This is a genomic window from Aquabacterium sp. CECT 9606, assembly GCF_918741295.1.
In the GTDB taxonomy this organism is placed as follows: domain Bacteria; phylum Pseudomonadota; class Gammaproteobacteria; order Burkholderiales; family Burkholderiaceae_C; genus Aquabacterium.
The window spans coordinates 502,242-517,796 of sequence record NZ_CAKKNB010000003.1; the positions used below are offsets into that span (position 1 = coordinate 502,242).

The window sequence follows — 15,555 nt, forward strand, 5'->3', positions numbered from 1 at the left end:
ACACTGGCGACCTGTTTTCAATGCCGCACAGAACTCATGGATTCGCTTGTTACCGATCCCAGGCTGGTCATCACAGTCTCCGTCGTGTTGTCCTACTTGGTGGGCTCCCTCTCATTCGCCGTGATCGTCAGCCGCCTGTTTGGCTTGAATGATCCGCGCACTTACGGATCGGGCAATCCCGGTGCCACCAACGTGCTGCGGTCTGGCCACAAAGGCGCCGCCGTGTTGACGCTGTTGTTCGATGCGCTCAAAGGCTATGTGCCGGTGGCCATTGCCCACCACATGGGCATGGCGCAAACAGCTGTGACCTTGATTGGATTGGCGGCCTTCATCGGGCATTTGTGGCCAATCTTCTTTCGCTTCGAAGGCGGCAAGGGTGTGGCCACCGCGGCGGGCGTCTTGCTGGCCTTCAATGCAACCCTGGGTGGCCTGGTGCTGGCCCTGTGGTTGGTGATGGCGGTGGTGTTCCGCTACTCGTCGCTGGCAGCGCTGACCGCGTCCCTGGCCGCGCCGGTCATTCAATGGCAACTCATGGGTGCCGGCCCGATGACCATCGGGGTGGCCATCATGAGCGCGCTGCTGATCTGGCGGCACGCCGCCAACATCCAGAAATTGCTGGCCGGACAGGAAAGCAAACTGGGGCAGAAGGCCGCCCCCACCCCACCGCAGCCATGAACGACATGGCCCGCCGACCTCATCAATGGTGGGTGCTGGCCGGCATCATGCTGGTGTTCGTGGGGGGCAGCAAAGGCTGGTCCTGGTGGGCCCAAGAGCGCGCGGCCTCCACCATCAGGCAGTTCGTTCAACCGGGCGACATCACGATGTATTCCACCGTGAGCTGTATCTATTGCGCCAAGGCCCGCGACTGGCTGGATAGCCACCAGGTGCCCTGGCAGGAATGCGATGTCGAATTGAACGCCGTCTGCCGCCAGACCTATGAGGCGCATGGGGCGCCAGGCACGCCGCTGATGTCCGTCAAAGGCCGATGGCACCTGGGCTTTGACCCGGCCTGGATGAGCGAGGCCATGCGTTTGCCGCCGCTCAACTCAAACCGGCCAGGCCCAACCTAGACAGATCGCCGCCGCCCTGGCGAACCACCACGGCATCGCCCGAACTGAGATCGATCACGGTCGTGGGCTCCAGAGGACAAGCGCCTGCATCGATCACGGCCTGAATCTGTTTTTGCAAGCGCTCGCGGATGTCGTTGGCATCGTTGAGCGCCACTTCATCGCCCGGCATGATCAACGTGGTGCCCAGCAAGGGCTGGCCCAGAATTTCAAGCAGCGCCTGGGCCACGGTGTGATCGGGCACGCGCAGACCCACAGTGCGGCGCGAGGGATGCGAAACACGGCGTGGCACTTCCTTGGTTGCCTCAAGGATGTAGGTGTAGGGGCCCGGCGTGCCCATCTTGAGCAGTCGGTATTGGCGGTTGTCCACCCGAGCATAGTTGGCCAACTCGGACAGGTCGCGGCACAGCAAGGTCAGGTGATGGCGCTCGTCCACGCCCCGGATGCGCCGCAGTGCCGTCACGGCATCCTTGTCGTCAAGGCGGCACACGAGCGCGTAGCTGGAATCGGTGGGCAAGGCCACCACCCCACCCTTTTGAAGGATGTCGGCGGCTTGCTTCAGCAAACGCGTTTGCGGATGCTGCGGGTGCACTTCAAAGTATTGAGCCATGGAGCCCTTTCAGGGCCGAAAGATGCGGTGCTCCAGGGCCTGCCACACAGGCTTCAAACGGCCAGGCAAATCGGGCAAGGTGCCCAGGTCGGTGTGACTTTCAGCAGGGTCGTGGAAATCGGAACCCCGCGAGGCCAGGAGGTCGAATTCGATCGCCATGTCGGCGTACTTGGCGTATTCGGGCACGGTGTGGCTGCCAGTGACCACCTCCACGCCACGCCCACCATGTGCCTTGAACTCGGTGAACAGCGCGTACTCTTCGTTGGGGGTGAAGCCATAACGGCCAGGGTGGGCAATCACGGCCTCGCCACCAGCGGCGGTGATCCAGTGGATGGCGTCAGACAGTTTGGCCCAACGATGCTCCACATAACCGGGCTTGCCCTCGGTCAGGTAACGCTTGAAGACCTCATGGGATTCGGAACAAATGCCCAGCTCGACCAGGTAGCGGGCAAAGTGGGTGCGCGAGATCAGATCGGGGTTGCCCACATAGCGCAGCGCGCCTTCGAAGGCGTCAGGGATGCCCACCTTGGCCAGGCCTTCGGCCATGTCGCGGGCACGGCGCTCGCGGCCACCTCGCGTGTCGACCAGGCCCTGCTGCAAACTGGGGTGGTCAGGGTCAAAGCCCAGACCGACGATGTGCACGGTCTTGCCCGCAAAGGTGACTGAGATTTCGGAGCCGGTCAGGTAGGCAATGCCTTGCGCATGCGCCGCAGCCCTGGCCCGGTGTTGGCCGCCGACCTCGTCGTGGTCGGTCAGTGCCCACAGTTCCACCCCGTTGCGCTTGGCCCGTTCGGCCAGGGCTTCCGGGGTCAATGTGCCATCGGATACATTGGAATGACAGTGAAGATCAGCGTTGAGCAGGTGCATGGATGTCCGTCGTGTGAAAGACATTTTACAAACCCGTCATGGCCAAGGCCATCGGGGATTGCAATAACCACACCAGCTAGCGGCCCCAGGCTCGCAAACAGGCTTGGGTCAGCTCTTTCACGAGTTGACCGTTGACCGGGATGCGGTAGCGCGTCTTGATGTGGCGCATGCCGCGGCCGGCACCTTCAAGCTCGGGAAACTCGCCCATCAACAGCACGCCATTGAACACCTGCAAGTGCGCATTGGCCTTGTGCAACACGATGGCCATCACATTGTCACGGTCGTTGACGAAGCACAAATTGCCCCACTTCACTTCCTGGCGCAGATGGGGCGCGGCATCCAGGATGGCCTGCTGCATGGCTTGCGCGGTGTCCCGCTGCTCAGGACGAAGACTGTCAAAAAATGCGCTGATTAACGCGGGAGACTGAAGCGGACGGCGCATGGGGGTGAAGGCCCGAAAAATAGATACAACATGGGGCATTGACGCACATCCACCCCCTCTCGAAAGTCAACAGTGACTTCGCGTGGATGTAAAGCACGAACACCTCTACCGGTGCTCTGAGGTGCGTGAAGCGCACTCAAAGCCGACTGATCAAATGTAACGGATCGTAATCACTCGTTGAATCCTCCAAATGAGGGTCATGAATGAATGTCGGCAATAGTTCTTCAAGTTTTAGGAAGGGTTACCCCGGTTTGGCCTTGGTATTTGCCACCCCGGTCACGGTAACTGGTTTCGCATACTTCATCGCTCTCGAAAAACAGCACTTGTGCACAACCTTCGCCGGCGTAAATCTTGGCGGGCAATGGCGTGGTATTGCTGAATTCCAGGGTGACGTAGCCCTCCCATTCAGGCTCGAAGGGCGTGACGTTCACAATGATGCCGCAGCGGGCGTAGGTGCTCTTGCCCAGGCAAATGGTCAACACACTGCGTGGAATCCGGAAATATTCAACAGTGCGCGCCAATGCAAAGCTGTTCGGCGGAATGATGCAGTAATCACCTTTGACATCCACAAAACTGCGTTCATCGAAATTCTTCGGGTCGACGACCGTGGAATGAATGTTCGTGAAGATTTTGAATTCATTGGCGCAGCGGATGTCGTAGCCATAACTGCTGGTGCCATAACTGACGATGCGCTGGCCGTCCGCCGATGCCCTGACCTGGTTGGGCTCGAAGGGTTCGATCATGCCGTGCTCTTGGGCCATCTGGCGGATCCAGCGGTCTGACTTGATGCTCATGGGGGTCTTTCTCTCCTACTCGACAGCCGCGATTGTCACTGATTGCGAGGCGGTCTCAGGTGCGGGGCAGGAAGGCCAGCCAGTAAATCAGCAGCAGATTGAACAAGATGGACATGCCCAGGGCGATTTGCCACAGAACCACCGGGTCGCGCGCCATCAAGGGCGTGGCGTGGGGCGCCAACAAAGGTCGGGAGGCCCCTCGCTCCAGCGCCAGGAGCAACTCCTCGGCCGTTTCGAAGCGCGTTTTCTTGTCGCGTGCCACGGCCTTCAGCACGATGTGGTCCAGCCAGATGGGCACGTCCGGACGGATGCGCGACGGCGCCACCGGGTCACGCCGATAGCGGCCGGTCTGGTAGGGCTCGATGTCGCCGTAGGGCAATCGGTCTGTGAGCCACTGGTAGAGCGTCACCCCAAGCGCGAACAAATCGCTTTGGGCATCGGCCATCGACTCGGTGGGCACCGCGCTCCATTGCTCGGGGTTCATGTAGCTGGGTGTGCCCGCGTGCAGCTCGCGCAGCGCCTGCGGCTCCTTGCCGGACAGGGCGACGCCCAGGTCGAGCACCCGCCACAGGCCATCGTTGCCCAACTGGATGTTGTCGGGCTTGATGTCACGGTGGATGACGCCGTGCTGGTGCAAACGCCCCAAGGACCGGGCCACTGTGGTGGCGCCCTCAATGATGTCGGGAACGCTGAAACGCTGTTTGTTGGCCAGCATGGCGCCCAAGGTGCGGCCCGCATGCCACTCGAAGAGGGTGTAGAACGCCGTGGGCTGGTAAGGCTCGAACACCTTGACCCAGCCACGCGCATCGCGCTCGGTGACGCGGGCCCCCAGCCACGCTTCGTGCGCCAGCATGGCGCGCTCTTCGGGATCGTTGGCGCGCGCTTCGTGCAAAGTCTTCAGGGCCATGACTTGGCCGGTGCGCTCGTCCAGCACGCGGTACAAGCGGTGCACGCCGTTGTTGAACACGTCGGCTTGCACGCGCAGGCCATCCAGCACATCGCCTTCCTTCAAGCGCGGCGGCACCGGCAGCAAACGCCCTCGCCTTTCAGCGTCTTCCAGCAAGGAGGCGGCCAGCCCTTTGATGCGGATGACCAGCGCCGTGGCGTTGTCGCGGCCGCCGCCGTTGACCGCTTTGGACACCAGCGCATCGCTGGCTTCCTGGGCGGTGCCTTGCTCGGCCAGGGCGCGAAGCTGCTTGGCCTTCAGCACACCATGCACCCCATCCGTGGTCAGCACGAAGGTGTCGCCGATCTGCAGGTCGCCTTCGATGTAATCCACGCGCACGCCGTCGTCCAGGCCCACCGCGCGCGTCAATCCATTTTGAAACTCCAGGGGGCCCAGGGCGTGGTCTTGCGTCAGTTGGGTGCACTCGCCGGCCCGGATCAGGTAGGCGCGGCTGTCACCCACATGGCCCAGGGTGAAGCCATGGCCGCGCAAGACCAAGGCGGTCAAGGTGGTCATGGCAGCCATGCCCCCGCCCGTTTCAGACTTCAAACCTTGGCGGCGGCGGTTGTGGTCGGCCAGCCAGGCATTTTGGGCGGCGATGACGCGGTCGAGGGCAACTGTGGTGTCCCAGGTGGCAGGTGTGGCGTAGTAGTCGGACACCAGCCCGAGCACGGAAGTTTGGGCGGCCTCCAGTCCCAGTCCACCGCTGGACACACCATCAGCAATCGCGGCGATCACACCCCATGCCTCTTCATGGGGCGCGGGACGGGCAGCGGCCGCGAAATCCTCCAATCCCTCACGCGGCCCACGGTGGCTGGCTTGGCCCACCTCAATGTCAAAGCTCATTTTTGAATCTCTTTTTCACATGACAAGGGCCAGAGCGCACCAACTTGATACATGCCCAGCCATTTTCAAAGCCTGAATGCAAGATTCTTGCCCACACGCGGTGCGTGATTGGGTTTCTCAAAATCGAACCACAGTGGTGCGCACCAAAAAGATCTGGCCTTGATATTGCTTCCAATCGCGGACAACGATCGGGATGTCCTGCTGGGGGTTGGTGAATCATGAAAAAGATGAAGCTGGTGATGGTGGGCAACGGCATGGCCGGTGTCCGCACACTGGAAGAGCTGCTGAAGGTCGCGCCGGATCTGTACGAGATCACGGTGTTCGGCGCCGAGCCACATCCCAACTACAACCGCATCTTGCTGTCGCCGGTTCTGGCCGGTGAGCAAACCGTGGACGAGATCATCCTCAATCCGCTGGCCTGGTATGCCGAGCAGGGCATCACGCTGCACCTGAACAAGAAAGTCACCAGCATCGACCGCAAGAAGCGCCTGGTGACGGCCGAAGACGGCACCGAAGCAGAATACGACCGCTTGCTGATCGCCACGGGCTCCAATCCCTTCATCCTGCCCGTGCCGGGCAAGGATCTGAAAGGTGTGATCGCCTACCGCGACATCGCCGACACGAACACGATGATCGAGACGGCCGCCACGCACCAGCACGCCGTGGTGATCGGCGGCGGCCTGCTGGGCCTGGAAGCGGCCAACGGCCTGATGCTGCGCGGCATGAGCGTGACGGTGGTGCACATCGCGCCTTGGCTGATGGAACGCCAGCTGGACGATGTGGCCGCCAAGCTGCTGCAGAAATCGCTGGAAGAGCGCGGCTTGAAGTTCATGATTGGCGCGCAGACGCAAGAGCTGGTGGGCAATGCCGACGGGCGCGTGCAATCGGTCAAGTTCAAGGATGGCACTGAAGTTCCAACCGACCTGGTGGTCATGGCGGCCGGTATCCGCCCCAACACCGAACTGGCCGAGAAGATCGGCCTCCATTGCAACCGCGGCATCGTCGTCAACGACACCATGCAGACGGTGACCGACCCACGCGTGTACTCCGTGGGCGAGTGCGCAGCACACCGGGGCATCGCTTACGGCCTGGTCGCCCCTTTGTTTGAACAAGGCAAGGTCTGCGCGAATCACCTGGCCATGTTCGGCATTGGTCGCTACACGGGCTCGCAGGTGTCCACCAAGCTCAAGGTCACGGGCATTGATCTGTTCTCTGCAGGTGATTTCATGGGCGGAGAAGGGACGGAAGAGGTGGTGCTGTCAGACCCGTTTGGCGGTGTCTATAAAAAACTGGTGCTGCGTGACAACAAGCTCATCGGCGCCTGCCTGTACGGCGACACGGTGGATGGCAGCTATTACTTCAAGCTGATCCGCGAGGGCCGCAGCATCAACGAAGTGCGCGACAAGCTGATGTTTGGCGAGTCCAACATCGGCGACACAGGACACCAGGGCCACAGCAAGGCGGCCGCCATGTTGGACACTGACGAGGTCTGCGGTTGCAATGGGGTCAACAAAGGTGCGGTGTGCAAGGCCATCAAGGAAAAAGGTCTGTTCACCCTGGACGAGGTTCGCAAGCACACCAAGGCCAGCGCCTCGTGCGGCTCGTGCACGGGCCTGGTCGAGCAACTGATCATGTTCACGGCCGGAGGCGACTACTCGTCCACGCCCAAGAAAAAAGCCCTGTGCGGCTGCACCGACCAGAGCCATCAGGATGTGCGCGAAGCCATCGTCGAGCAAAAGCTGCTCAGCATCAACGGCGTGTACAAGGCCTTGGCGTGGCGCACGCCCAATGGCTGCGCCACGTGCCGCCCTGCCATCAACTACTACCTGCTCAGCAGCTGGCCCAAGCAGGCCCAAGATGATCCGCAAAGCCGTTTCATCAACGAACGCAGCCACGCCAACATCCAGAAGGACGGCACCTACTCGGTCATCCCGCGCATGTTCGGTGGCGAGACCACGGCGGCCGACCTGCGCCGCATCGCCGACGTGGCCGACAAATACCAGGTGCCCACCATCAAGGTCACCGGCGGCCAACGCATCGATTTGCTGGGCGTGAAGAAGGAAGACCTGGTCAATGTGTGGAAGGACCTGGACATGCCTTGCGGCCATGCCTACGCCAAGGCGCTGCGCACAGTGAAGACCTGCGTGGGCAGCGAGTGGTGCCGCTTTGGCACACAGAACAGCAGCCAGTTGGGCATCGACCTTGAGAAGGCACTGTGGAAGATGTACGCACCACACAAGGTCAAGATTGCCGTATCAGGTTGCCCGCGCAATTGTGCCGAGTCGGGCATCAAGGACGTGGGCATCATCGGGGTCGATTCCGGTTGGGAAATCTATGTGGGCGGCAACGGGGGCATCAAGACCGAGGTGGCGCACTTCTTCACCAAGCTGAAGACCGCCGAAGAGGTGATGGAGTACAGCGGTGCTTTCCTGCAGCTGTACCGCGAAGAAGGCTGGTACCTGGAGCGCACGGTGCACTGGATCCACCGCGTGGGCCTGGACCACGTCAAAAAGAAGATCCTGGTAGACCATGAAGGCCGACAGGCGCTGTGGGCCAGGTTGCAGTTCTCGCTGGAAGGCGAACCCGATCCTTGGTTTGACTTCAAAGAGGCCAAGGTCGACACCCGCCAGTTCGAGCCCTTGGCCATTTGAGTTTGGCACCGGTTTTGTTGTCGTTGTTCATGTTGTTGTCAGGAAGTTCGAAGTATGTTGTGGCAGTCCCCCTTGTGTCGTCGTGCCTGGATGAAAAGCAGTTTGAAAGGCGGCTTGGCCTTGGCCACATTGACGGCACTGCCCGCCCAGGCCGAGATCAACAGCCTGAATGAAGCCATCAACAAGGCAGGACGGCAGCGCATGTTGTCCCAACGCATGGCCAAGGCCTGGCTGGCTGTGGGACAGGAGATCGATGCCGAACGTGCAGAGAAAATTCTGCTGGAGTCGATGGCCTTGTTCGACCGGCAGTTTGTGGAACTCAAGGCCTACGCCCCGTCATCGGAAATACGGCGCACCTACCTTGCCATGGAGCCTTTGTGGAGCGATTACAAAAGTGCCTTGATTGGCAGCACGCCCGAACGCAACTCGGCGCTCAACTTGTTGGCGCTGGATGCACAGGTCTTGAAGCTGTCCCACCAAGGTACCGAACAGCTGGAGCAGTACTCAGGCCGCGCCGTGGGAAAATTGGTCAACCTGGCGGGGCGGCAACGCATGCTGTCCCAACGCACGGCCAAGTTTTACCTGAGCCAGAACTGGGGTGCCCCCGTGCCCAATGCCCTGAAGGAGCTCAACAAGGCACGCACCGAATTCGTCACCGCCTTGCAAACACTGATGAACGCGCCGCAAGCCACCGAGGCCATCCGGCAGCAGTTGGGCCTGGCCGAGCAGCAATGGGTGTTTTTCGACCAGGCCTTGTCACGCTTGGGCGAAGGCAGCGGCGGCGTGCGCCGTGCTCGCGATGTGTTTTCGACCAGTGAACAGATTTTGCAGATCATGGACAAGGTCACCGGGCTGTACAGCCGCCTGGCCTGATCCGATAAAAAGCGCCGCCCTTGCACGCAAGAGGTGGCCTCCCGCTGAGATATTTTTGAGAGATGAACAACCATGAGCCAATGGAAACCCATTTGCAGCGTTGACGACATCCCCGTGCTGGGCGCACGCCGGGTGACGCGCGCCCAAGGCGCCGAAGTCGCCGTGTTCCGCACCGCGGATGACCAGATCTTTGCTCTGCTGGATCGTTGCCCGCACAAAGGCGGGCCTTTGTCGCAAGGCATCGTCTTTGGCCACAGCGTGGCTTGCCCCCTTCACAACTGGACCATCGGCCTGGAAGGCGGTTGCGCCCAGGCCCCCGATGAAGGCTGCACGCCCAAGTTCAGCGTCAAGGTCGACTCGGGCCAGGTCCACCTGGATCTGGACGAACTCAACAGCATCGCGCTGGATGATCCCAAGGCGCTTGCATGAACGCTTCTTCGAACGGCGCCACCCAGACGCGCGCCACCTGCCCTTACTGCGGAACGGGCTGTGGCGTCTTGATCGAATCGGTCAAAGGCAAGATCATCAATGTGCAGGGCGACCCCACGCACCCAGCCAACTTCGGCCGGCTGTGCACCAAGGGCAGCACCCTGCACCTGACCGCCGCCACTTCAGTCCAACAGCAAACTCGTTTGCTGACGCCCATGCGGCGTGCCGCCCGCGGCACTGCGCCTACCACGGTCGCTTGGGATGATGCGATGAACGACGCCGCCGACCGGTTTGCGGCCATCATCCGCGAGCATGGTCCCGAGGCGGTCGGCTTTTACGGCTCGGGCCAGTTGCTCACCGAAGACTATTACGTCATGAACAAGCTGGTCAAAGGCTTGATCGGGACCAACAACGTCGACACCAACTCGCGCCTGTGCATGAGCAGCGCGGTGGCCGGCTACAAGGCCACGCTGGGCTCGGATGCCCCGCCGTCTTGCTACGACGACTTCCAGCACGCGCAGACGATCTTCATCGTGGGGGCCAACACGGCCTACGCGCACCCCATCCTGTTCCGCCGCATCGAAGACGCCAAGCGCGCCAACCCGGCGATGCGCATAATCGTGGCCGATCCGCGCAAGACCGAGACGGCCGAAATGGCCGACCTCTTCCTGCCCATCCTGCCCGGCACCGACGTGGCCTTGTTCCACGGCATGCTGCACATCATGCTGAACGAAGGCCTGGTGGACATGGGCTATGTGGAGCGCCACACCCAGGGCTTTGAAGCCCTGCAGGCCATCGTGGGCGATTTCACGCCCGAGGCCGTGGCCAGCGCCTGCGGCATCAGCCAGGACGACCTGTTCAAAGCGGCACGCTGGTTTGGCGATTCCACCGCCACCCTGTCGCTGTACTGCCAGGGCCTGAACCAGAGCAGTAGCGGCACTGACAAGAACGCCGCCCTAATCAATCTGCACCTGGCCACTGGCCAGATCGGCAAAGCCGGCGCAGGACCCTTCTCGCTGACCGGCCAACCCAACGCCATGGGCGGCCGCGAAGTGGGCGGCATGGCCAACCTGCTCAGTGCCCACCGCGACCTGGGCAACGCGGATCACCGCGCCGAAGTGGCCCATCTGTGGGGCGTGCGTGATGTGCCCGCCAAGCCCGGCAAAACCGCGGTCGAGATGTTCGAAGCCGCCGCCAGGGGCGAGATCAAAGCTCTGTGGATTGCCTGCACCAACCCTGCCCAATCGCTGCCCGACCAGGCCACGGTGCGCAAAGCCCTGGAGACCGTCGAGTTCGTGGTGGTGCAGGAAGCCTTTGCCACCACCGCCACCTGCGCTTACGCCGACTTGCTCTTACCTGCCACCACCTGGGGCGAGAAAGATGGCACGGTCACCAACAGCGAACGCCGCATCAGCCGCGTGCGCGCCGCCATCCCGGCCGCGGGCGAGGCTCGCCACGACTGGGCCATCTTCACCGACTTCGGGCGCCGTCTGGAAGAGCGCCTGCCGGAACGCAGCGGCGCATATCGCCGTGACGTGACCACCCTCTTCCCTTACGACAAGCCCGAATCCATCTGGAACGAGCACCGCGAATCAACGCGCGGACGCGACCTGGACATCACGGGCCTGAGCTACCAGATCCTGGAGACCAACGGCCCGCAGCAATGGCCCATGCCCGATGGCCAAGCCACCGGCAAGGTGCGCTTGTATGAAGACGGCGTGTACCCCACCGCCACCGGGCGCGCCAGCTTCTCGGCCATCCGCTATGAGCCCGTGGCCGAGAGCCGCGATGCGCGCTTCCAGTATTCGCTGAACACGGGCCGCTTGCGCGACCAATGGCATGGCATGAGCCGAACCGGCACGCTGGGCCGCTTGTTTGGCCATGTCAGCGAACCGCTCATCGACATGAACCCCCAGGACATGGCCCGCCTGGGCCTGGCCGATGGCGATCTGGTGCAAGTGACGTCCCGCCGTGGCACCGTCGTCATCCCCGCGCAGGGCAGCGAAGCCATCGCGTCCATGCAATCCTTCATCGCCATGCATTGGGGCGAGGAATACCTCAGCGGCATTGATGCCGAGGGCAAGCCGATGACGGGCGTCAACGCGCTCACCGTGCCCACGTTTTGCCCCAAGTCCAAACAACCCGAACTCAAGCACGCGGCGGTCAAGATCAGCAAAGCCCAATACTCCTGGCGCCTGCTGGCCGTGGCCTGGATGCCGCAAGACCAGGCCCTGACGGTGCGTGAAGCGCTCAAGCCTTTGATGTCGGCGTTCGCCTTCACCAGTTGCGTGCCCTTTGGCCGCGAAGGGCAATCCGAGGGCGGCCCGGGCAAGGTTGGCGTGCTGTTCCGCGCCGCCGCACTAGAGCCTGCCAGCGATGCCCTGGTAGAGCGCATCGAACTGCTGCTAGGCATCGGCGGTGGCGATGTGCTGCGCTACCAAGACCGCAAGCGCGGCCAACGCCGGGCCATGCGCATGTCGCGCACCGACGATGGCCTGAAGCTGCAAGCCTTTGTGCTGGCGGGCGACATCAGCGCCGAGGCCTGGATCCGGCCCTTGCTGCAAGACGAGCTGGCCGCGGATGCCTACGGCCGGGCCTTGCTGTCGCCGGGCAGCACGCCACCGGTCGCCATCCAGAGCAAAGGCCGCCAGGTCTGCACCTGCTTCAACGTGACCGAGCCCGCCATCGTGGAAGCCCTGGGCCATTGCCCAGGCAATACCGATGAGCGCCTGGCCAGCCTGCAAGGGCAGCTCAAATGCGGCACCAATTGCGGTTCATGCATCCCCGAGCTGCGCAAGCTGATCAAGCTGCATCCCATGCCCGTGACCACGCCTTCCTGAGCCCACGATAATCAAGGTTTCAAGGAGACGCCGTTCGCGGCCAGCAGCATGAGCATCAGCGCGTACATCAAGGTCATCGGCCGGGGCAAGGACGGCGCCCGGCCCCTGACGGCCGAGCAGGCGCATGACCTGATGAGCCAGGTGCTGGCCGGTCAGGTGACTGACCTGGAGGTGGGTGCCTTTTGCCTGGCCATGCGCATCAAGGGTGAAGAGCTGAACGAGCTGGATGGCTTTGTGCGGGCCACGCTGGCCCATTGCCTGCCGATTCCCTCGGCGCCCTCTGGCGTGGTGCTGCTGCCCTCATACAACGGGGCGCGCAAATTGCCCAACCTGACCCCCTTGTTGGCCCTGCAACTGGCCAGGCAAGGGGTGGCCGTGCTGGTGCATGGACCAAGGCACGACCCCACACGCGTGACCACCGCGCAGGTGTTTGACGCGCTGGGCTTGCCCACGGCGGCCAGCACACAAGATGTGCAAGACGCCTGGCAAGCGGGCCGCCCGGCCTTCATGGACATCGCCACACTGTGCCCGCCATTGGCCAGGCTGCTTGATGTGCGCTGGACCATTGGCCTTCGCAACCCAGGCCACACCGTCGCCAAGCTGCTCGATCCCATCGTGGCCGAAGCAGGATCACGCACCATGCGCGTGGTCAACCACACCCATCCCGAATACGCCATTTCGCTGAATGCCTACCTCAAGCATGCCCAGGCCAATGCCCTGTTGATGCGTGGCACCGAAGGCGAACCCGTGGCAGATCCGCGCCGCCAGCCGCGCTTCGATGTGTTCATCAAAGGCTTGCGTGACGAAGGCCTCTCACGCGCCCCGGTCGACGGTGTGCTGACCGAGTTGCCCGAGCTGCCCAATGGCTTCGCCGCCGACACCACCGCCCGCTACATCCATGAGCTGATGTCGGGCCAGCAGCCACTGCCGTCGGCCATTTCTGCCCAGGTCAACTGCCTGGTGCAGGCCTTGAAGCAAGCCTGAGCGCCGCCCCCCGAGGCAGGGGCCAAATGCAACCTTATGTATATCGGACAGCCAAAGGGGCTTTGCTGTCATCAATAATGGGGCGCTATTCGCGAGTTTGTTCGGTAAAGCCCTCATGGGGGCCGTGCGCAGATTCGATTCAATCAGAAGCTTTCCAAGTTGTAATCGCACCCGGATGACGCCCGACGCTCCCAAACCAAGGTATTTGACGCTCCTCGTCGCCGCCGCACTCCTCAATGTCTACCCAGCATGGGGCGTGGCTCACGCGCAAGTCAAAAGCGAAGCCGATGCGTTGGCCAACTTGTCGCTGGAAGAGTTGATGCGGGTTGAAATCGTCTCCGCCAGCCGCCGCACCCAGGCCCTGGCCGATGTGCCCGACGCCGTGCACGTCATCACCCGCGACGACATCCTGCGCTCAGGTGTGCGCTCCCTGCCCGAAGCCCTGCGCATGGCCCCCGGTGTGGACGTGGCGCAAATGTCGCCCTCCGGGTGGGCCGTGGGCGTGCGCGGCGAGGCGGGCCGCTTTTCCAACAAGCTGCAAGTGCTCATCGATGGTCGCAGCGTGTTCTCACCCTTGTACAGCGGCGTCCTCTGGGAGGCCGAGCGCGTGCCGCTGGAGGACATCGAGCGCATCGAGGTCATCCGCGGCCCCGCGGGCGCCATCTGGGGCACCAACGCCGTCAATGGCGTGATCAACATCATCACCCGTGATGCCCGGAACACGCAGGGCAGCCTGGCGGTGGCCAGCGTGGGCAGCGACGGATCGGACCGCCTGCTGCTGCGCCATGGCACCGCCCTGGGCCAGGATGGCTGGCTCCGGTTCTATGGGCAGGCCGATCGCCAAGCCGATTCTGTCGATTCATCGGGCGCGCGTGAAAACAACAGCGCCCATGCCGAGACCGTCGGACTGCGCTACGACCAGGTCCTGCGCAACGGCTCACGGCTGTCCGTGCAAGGCCAGGCGCTGCGGTCCACCAAGAATGGCGAACTGCCCTTGCCCGATTTCACTGATTTGGCGCTGGCACCGACGGTTCAAAGCACCGAGAAAGCCATCATCAGCGCCTCGTTCGACACGCCACTGAGCGCGGCGTCCGAGTTGCATGTCCAAACCACCTTGCAGAGCCAGCGCAACGAGCAAAGTGGTTACGCTGTACAGCGTTCTGAATCGGCCGATCTGGACGTTCAACACCGATGGCACCCTGAGGCTTCACGCCATGACGTGCTGTGGGGCCTGGGCGTGACCTGGTACCAGGACAGGATCGACAGCGTGCCGCTGTTCACGGTCGACCCTGCAGCGCAGACTTTGGTGCATGGGCGGGTGTTTGCGCAAGATGAGTACGCGTTGCTGCCCGATCAACTCCTGTTGACCTACGGTGCGCGCGTCGACCACGATCCCTACTCCGGCGCGCAGGCCTCTCCCAACGCCCGGTTGCTCTGGAAAATGAGCGAGCGCTCGTCCAGTTGGATCGCGGCATCGCGTGCGGTTCGTGCGCCAGCCCGTGGGGAGGCAGATGGTGGCATCAACATCGAATTCCAAGGCACCGGTACCCCCCTCACCGCGAGGCTCGGGTTCAATCCGGGCGCCCGCATCGTCGAGAAAGTGACCGCGCTGGAGGCCGGCTGGCGCAGCCAGTTGCGCCAGAACCTGTCGGTCGACATGGCGGCCTTTGTTCAACGCTACAACCCTTTGCTGGGTGTTTCGCCCGATTTCATCAACGACTTCGTCATCGTCAGCGACACCACCATCAATGGCCGCCAAGTCGTCACCGCCGCCCTGACCTCTGGCACGCGCGCCACCACACGTGGCATCGAGCTGGCGGCCGACTGGCGCATCGCCAAATTCTGGCGCCAGCAACTGGCCTACAGCTACATGGAGACCCGTTTCTCCACGCCCGCGCTCATCACCACCCTGGGCGGCACGCCGCGCTCGCTCGTCTCACTGCGCGAGTCGTTCGATTTGAGCAAGCGCTGGATGCTGGACGTCTGGCTGCGCTACACCTCGTCTCGCAAAGACCCCTTGGTGCCTTGGCTCGACGTGCCATCCCGCACGGCACTGGACCTGAATTTGCGCTGGATGATGACCCCGGAGGTGACTTTGTCGGTGGGCGGGCACAACCTGGGCCGCCAGCGCACGCAAGAAATCAACCCGCGCATTTCGTCGCCGGTCGAGCGTGCTGGCTACGCCAAGGTAGAGGCATCGTTCTGA

General features: G+C 62.7%; 13 protein-coding genes. 8 read left to right on the forward strand and 5 right to left on the reverse strand.

Features of this window, described 5'->3' with window-relative positions; genetic code table 11:
• Positions 1-36: 36 nt before the first annotated feature.
• Positions 37-675, forward strand: a complete 639-nt coding sequence (gene plsY, locus LQ232_RS15005; protein ID WP_230181152.1) for a glycerol-3-phosphate 1-O-acyltransferase PlsY — start codon at positions 37-39, stop codon at positions 673-675.
• A gap of 5 nt (positions 676-680) precedes the next feature.
• Positions 681-1,070 (forward strand): glutaredoxin family protein, encoded by a 390-nt coding sequence (locus LQ232_RS15010; RefSeq protein ID WP_230181153.1) that lies wholly within the window; start codon positions 681-683, stop codon positions 1,068-1,070.
• Here LQ232_RS15010 and LQ232_RS15015 read toward each other — a convergent pair.
• From LQ232_RS15015 to LQ232_RS15035, 5 genes are all read right to left on the reverse strand, one after another.
• Positions 1,042-1,677 carry an L-threonylcarbamoyladenylate synthase gene (locus tag LQ232_RS15015; protein WP_230181154.1) on the reverse strand — a complete coding sequence of 212 codons (636 nt, stop codon included), beginning with the start codon at positions 1,675-1,677 and terminating at the stop codon, positions 1,042-1,044. The genes LQ232_RS15010 and LQ232_RS15015 overlap by 29 nt on opposite strands.
• A gap of 9 nt (positions 1,678-1,686) precedes the next feature.
• Positions 1,687-2,544: a 3',5'-nucleoside bisphosphate phosphatase gene (locus LQ232_RS15020; RefSeq protein ID WP_230181155.1), complete on the reverse strand. Its 858-nt coding sequence runs from the start codon at positions 2,542-2,544 to the stop codon at positions 1,687-1,689.
• Positions 2,545-2,620: 76 nt separating this feature from the next.
• Positions 2,621-2,986, reverse strand: coding sequence for a DUF1801 domain-containing protein (locus LQ232_RS15025; RefSeq protein ID WP_230181156.1), 366 nt, complete (start codon positions 2,984-2,986; stop codon positions 2,621-2,623).
• A gap of 224 nt (positions 2,987-3,210) precedes the next feature.
• Complete coding sequence (gene dcd / locus LQ232_RS15030; RefSeq protein ID WP_230181157.1) at positions 3,211-3,780, reverse strand: dCTP deaminase; 570 nt, start codon at positions 3,778-3,780, stop codon at positions 3,211-3,213.
• A gap of 55 nt (positions 3,781-3,835) precedes the next feature.
• Positions 3,836-5,572 (reverse strand): bifunctional protein-serine/threonine kinase/phosphatase, encoded by a 1,737-nt coding sequence (locus LQ232_RS15035; RefSeq protein ID WP_230181158.1) that lies wholly within the window; start codon positions 5,570-5,572, stop codon positions 3,836-3,838.
• A 218-nt stretch (positions 5,573-5,790) separates the two neighbouring features.
• Here LQ232_RS15035 and nirB point away from each other — a divergent pair, with 218 nt between their 5' ends.
• From nirB to LQ232_RS15065, 6 genes are all read left to right on the forward strand, one after another.
• Positions 5,791-8,223 carry a nitrite reductase large subunit NirB gene (gene nirB, locus LQ232_RS15040; RefSeq protein ID WP_230181159.1) on the forward strand — a complete coding sequence of 811 codons (2,433 nt, stop codon included), beginning with the start codon at positions 5,791-5,793 and terminating at the stop codon, positions 8,221-8,223.
• Between the two features lie 54 nt (positions 8,224-8,277).
• On the forward strand, positions 8,278-9,096 hold the full coding sequence (locus LQ232_RS15045; RefSeq protein WP_230181160.1) for a type IV pili methyl-accepting chemotaxis transducer N-terminal domain-containing protein: 819 nt from the start codon (positions 8,278-8,280) through the stop codon (positions 9,094-9,096).
• Between the two features lie 72 nt (positions 9,097-9,168).
• On the forward strand, positions 9,169-9,525 hold the full coding sequence (gene nirD / locus LQ232_RS15050) for a nitrite reductase small subunit NirD (RefSeq protein WP_230181161.1): 357 nt from the start codon (positions 9,169-9,171) through the stop codon (positions 9,523-9,525).
• Complete coding sequence (locus LQ232_RS15055; RefSeq protein WP_230181162.1) at positions 9,522-12,365, forward strand: nitrate reductase; 2,844 nt, start codon at positions 9,522-9,524, stop codon at positions 12,363-12,365. Before nirD ends, LQ232_RS15055 begins: the two co-directional genes overlap by 4 nt.
• Before the next feature lie 48 nt (positions 12,366-12,413).
• Entirely contained in the window at positions 12,414-13,349 is a 936-nt protein-coding gene (ybiB, locus tag LQ232_RS15060) for a DNA-binding protein YbiB (protein WP_230181163.1), read from the forward strand.
• Positions 13,350-13,605: 256 nt separating this feature from the next.
• Positions 13,606-15,555, forward strand: a complete 1,950-nt coding sequence (locus LQ232_RS15065; RefSeq protein WP_230181164.1) for a TonB-dependent siderophore receptor — start codon at positions 13,606-13,608, stop codon at positions 15,553-15,555.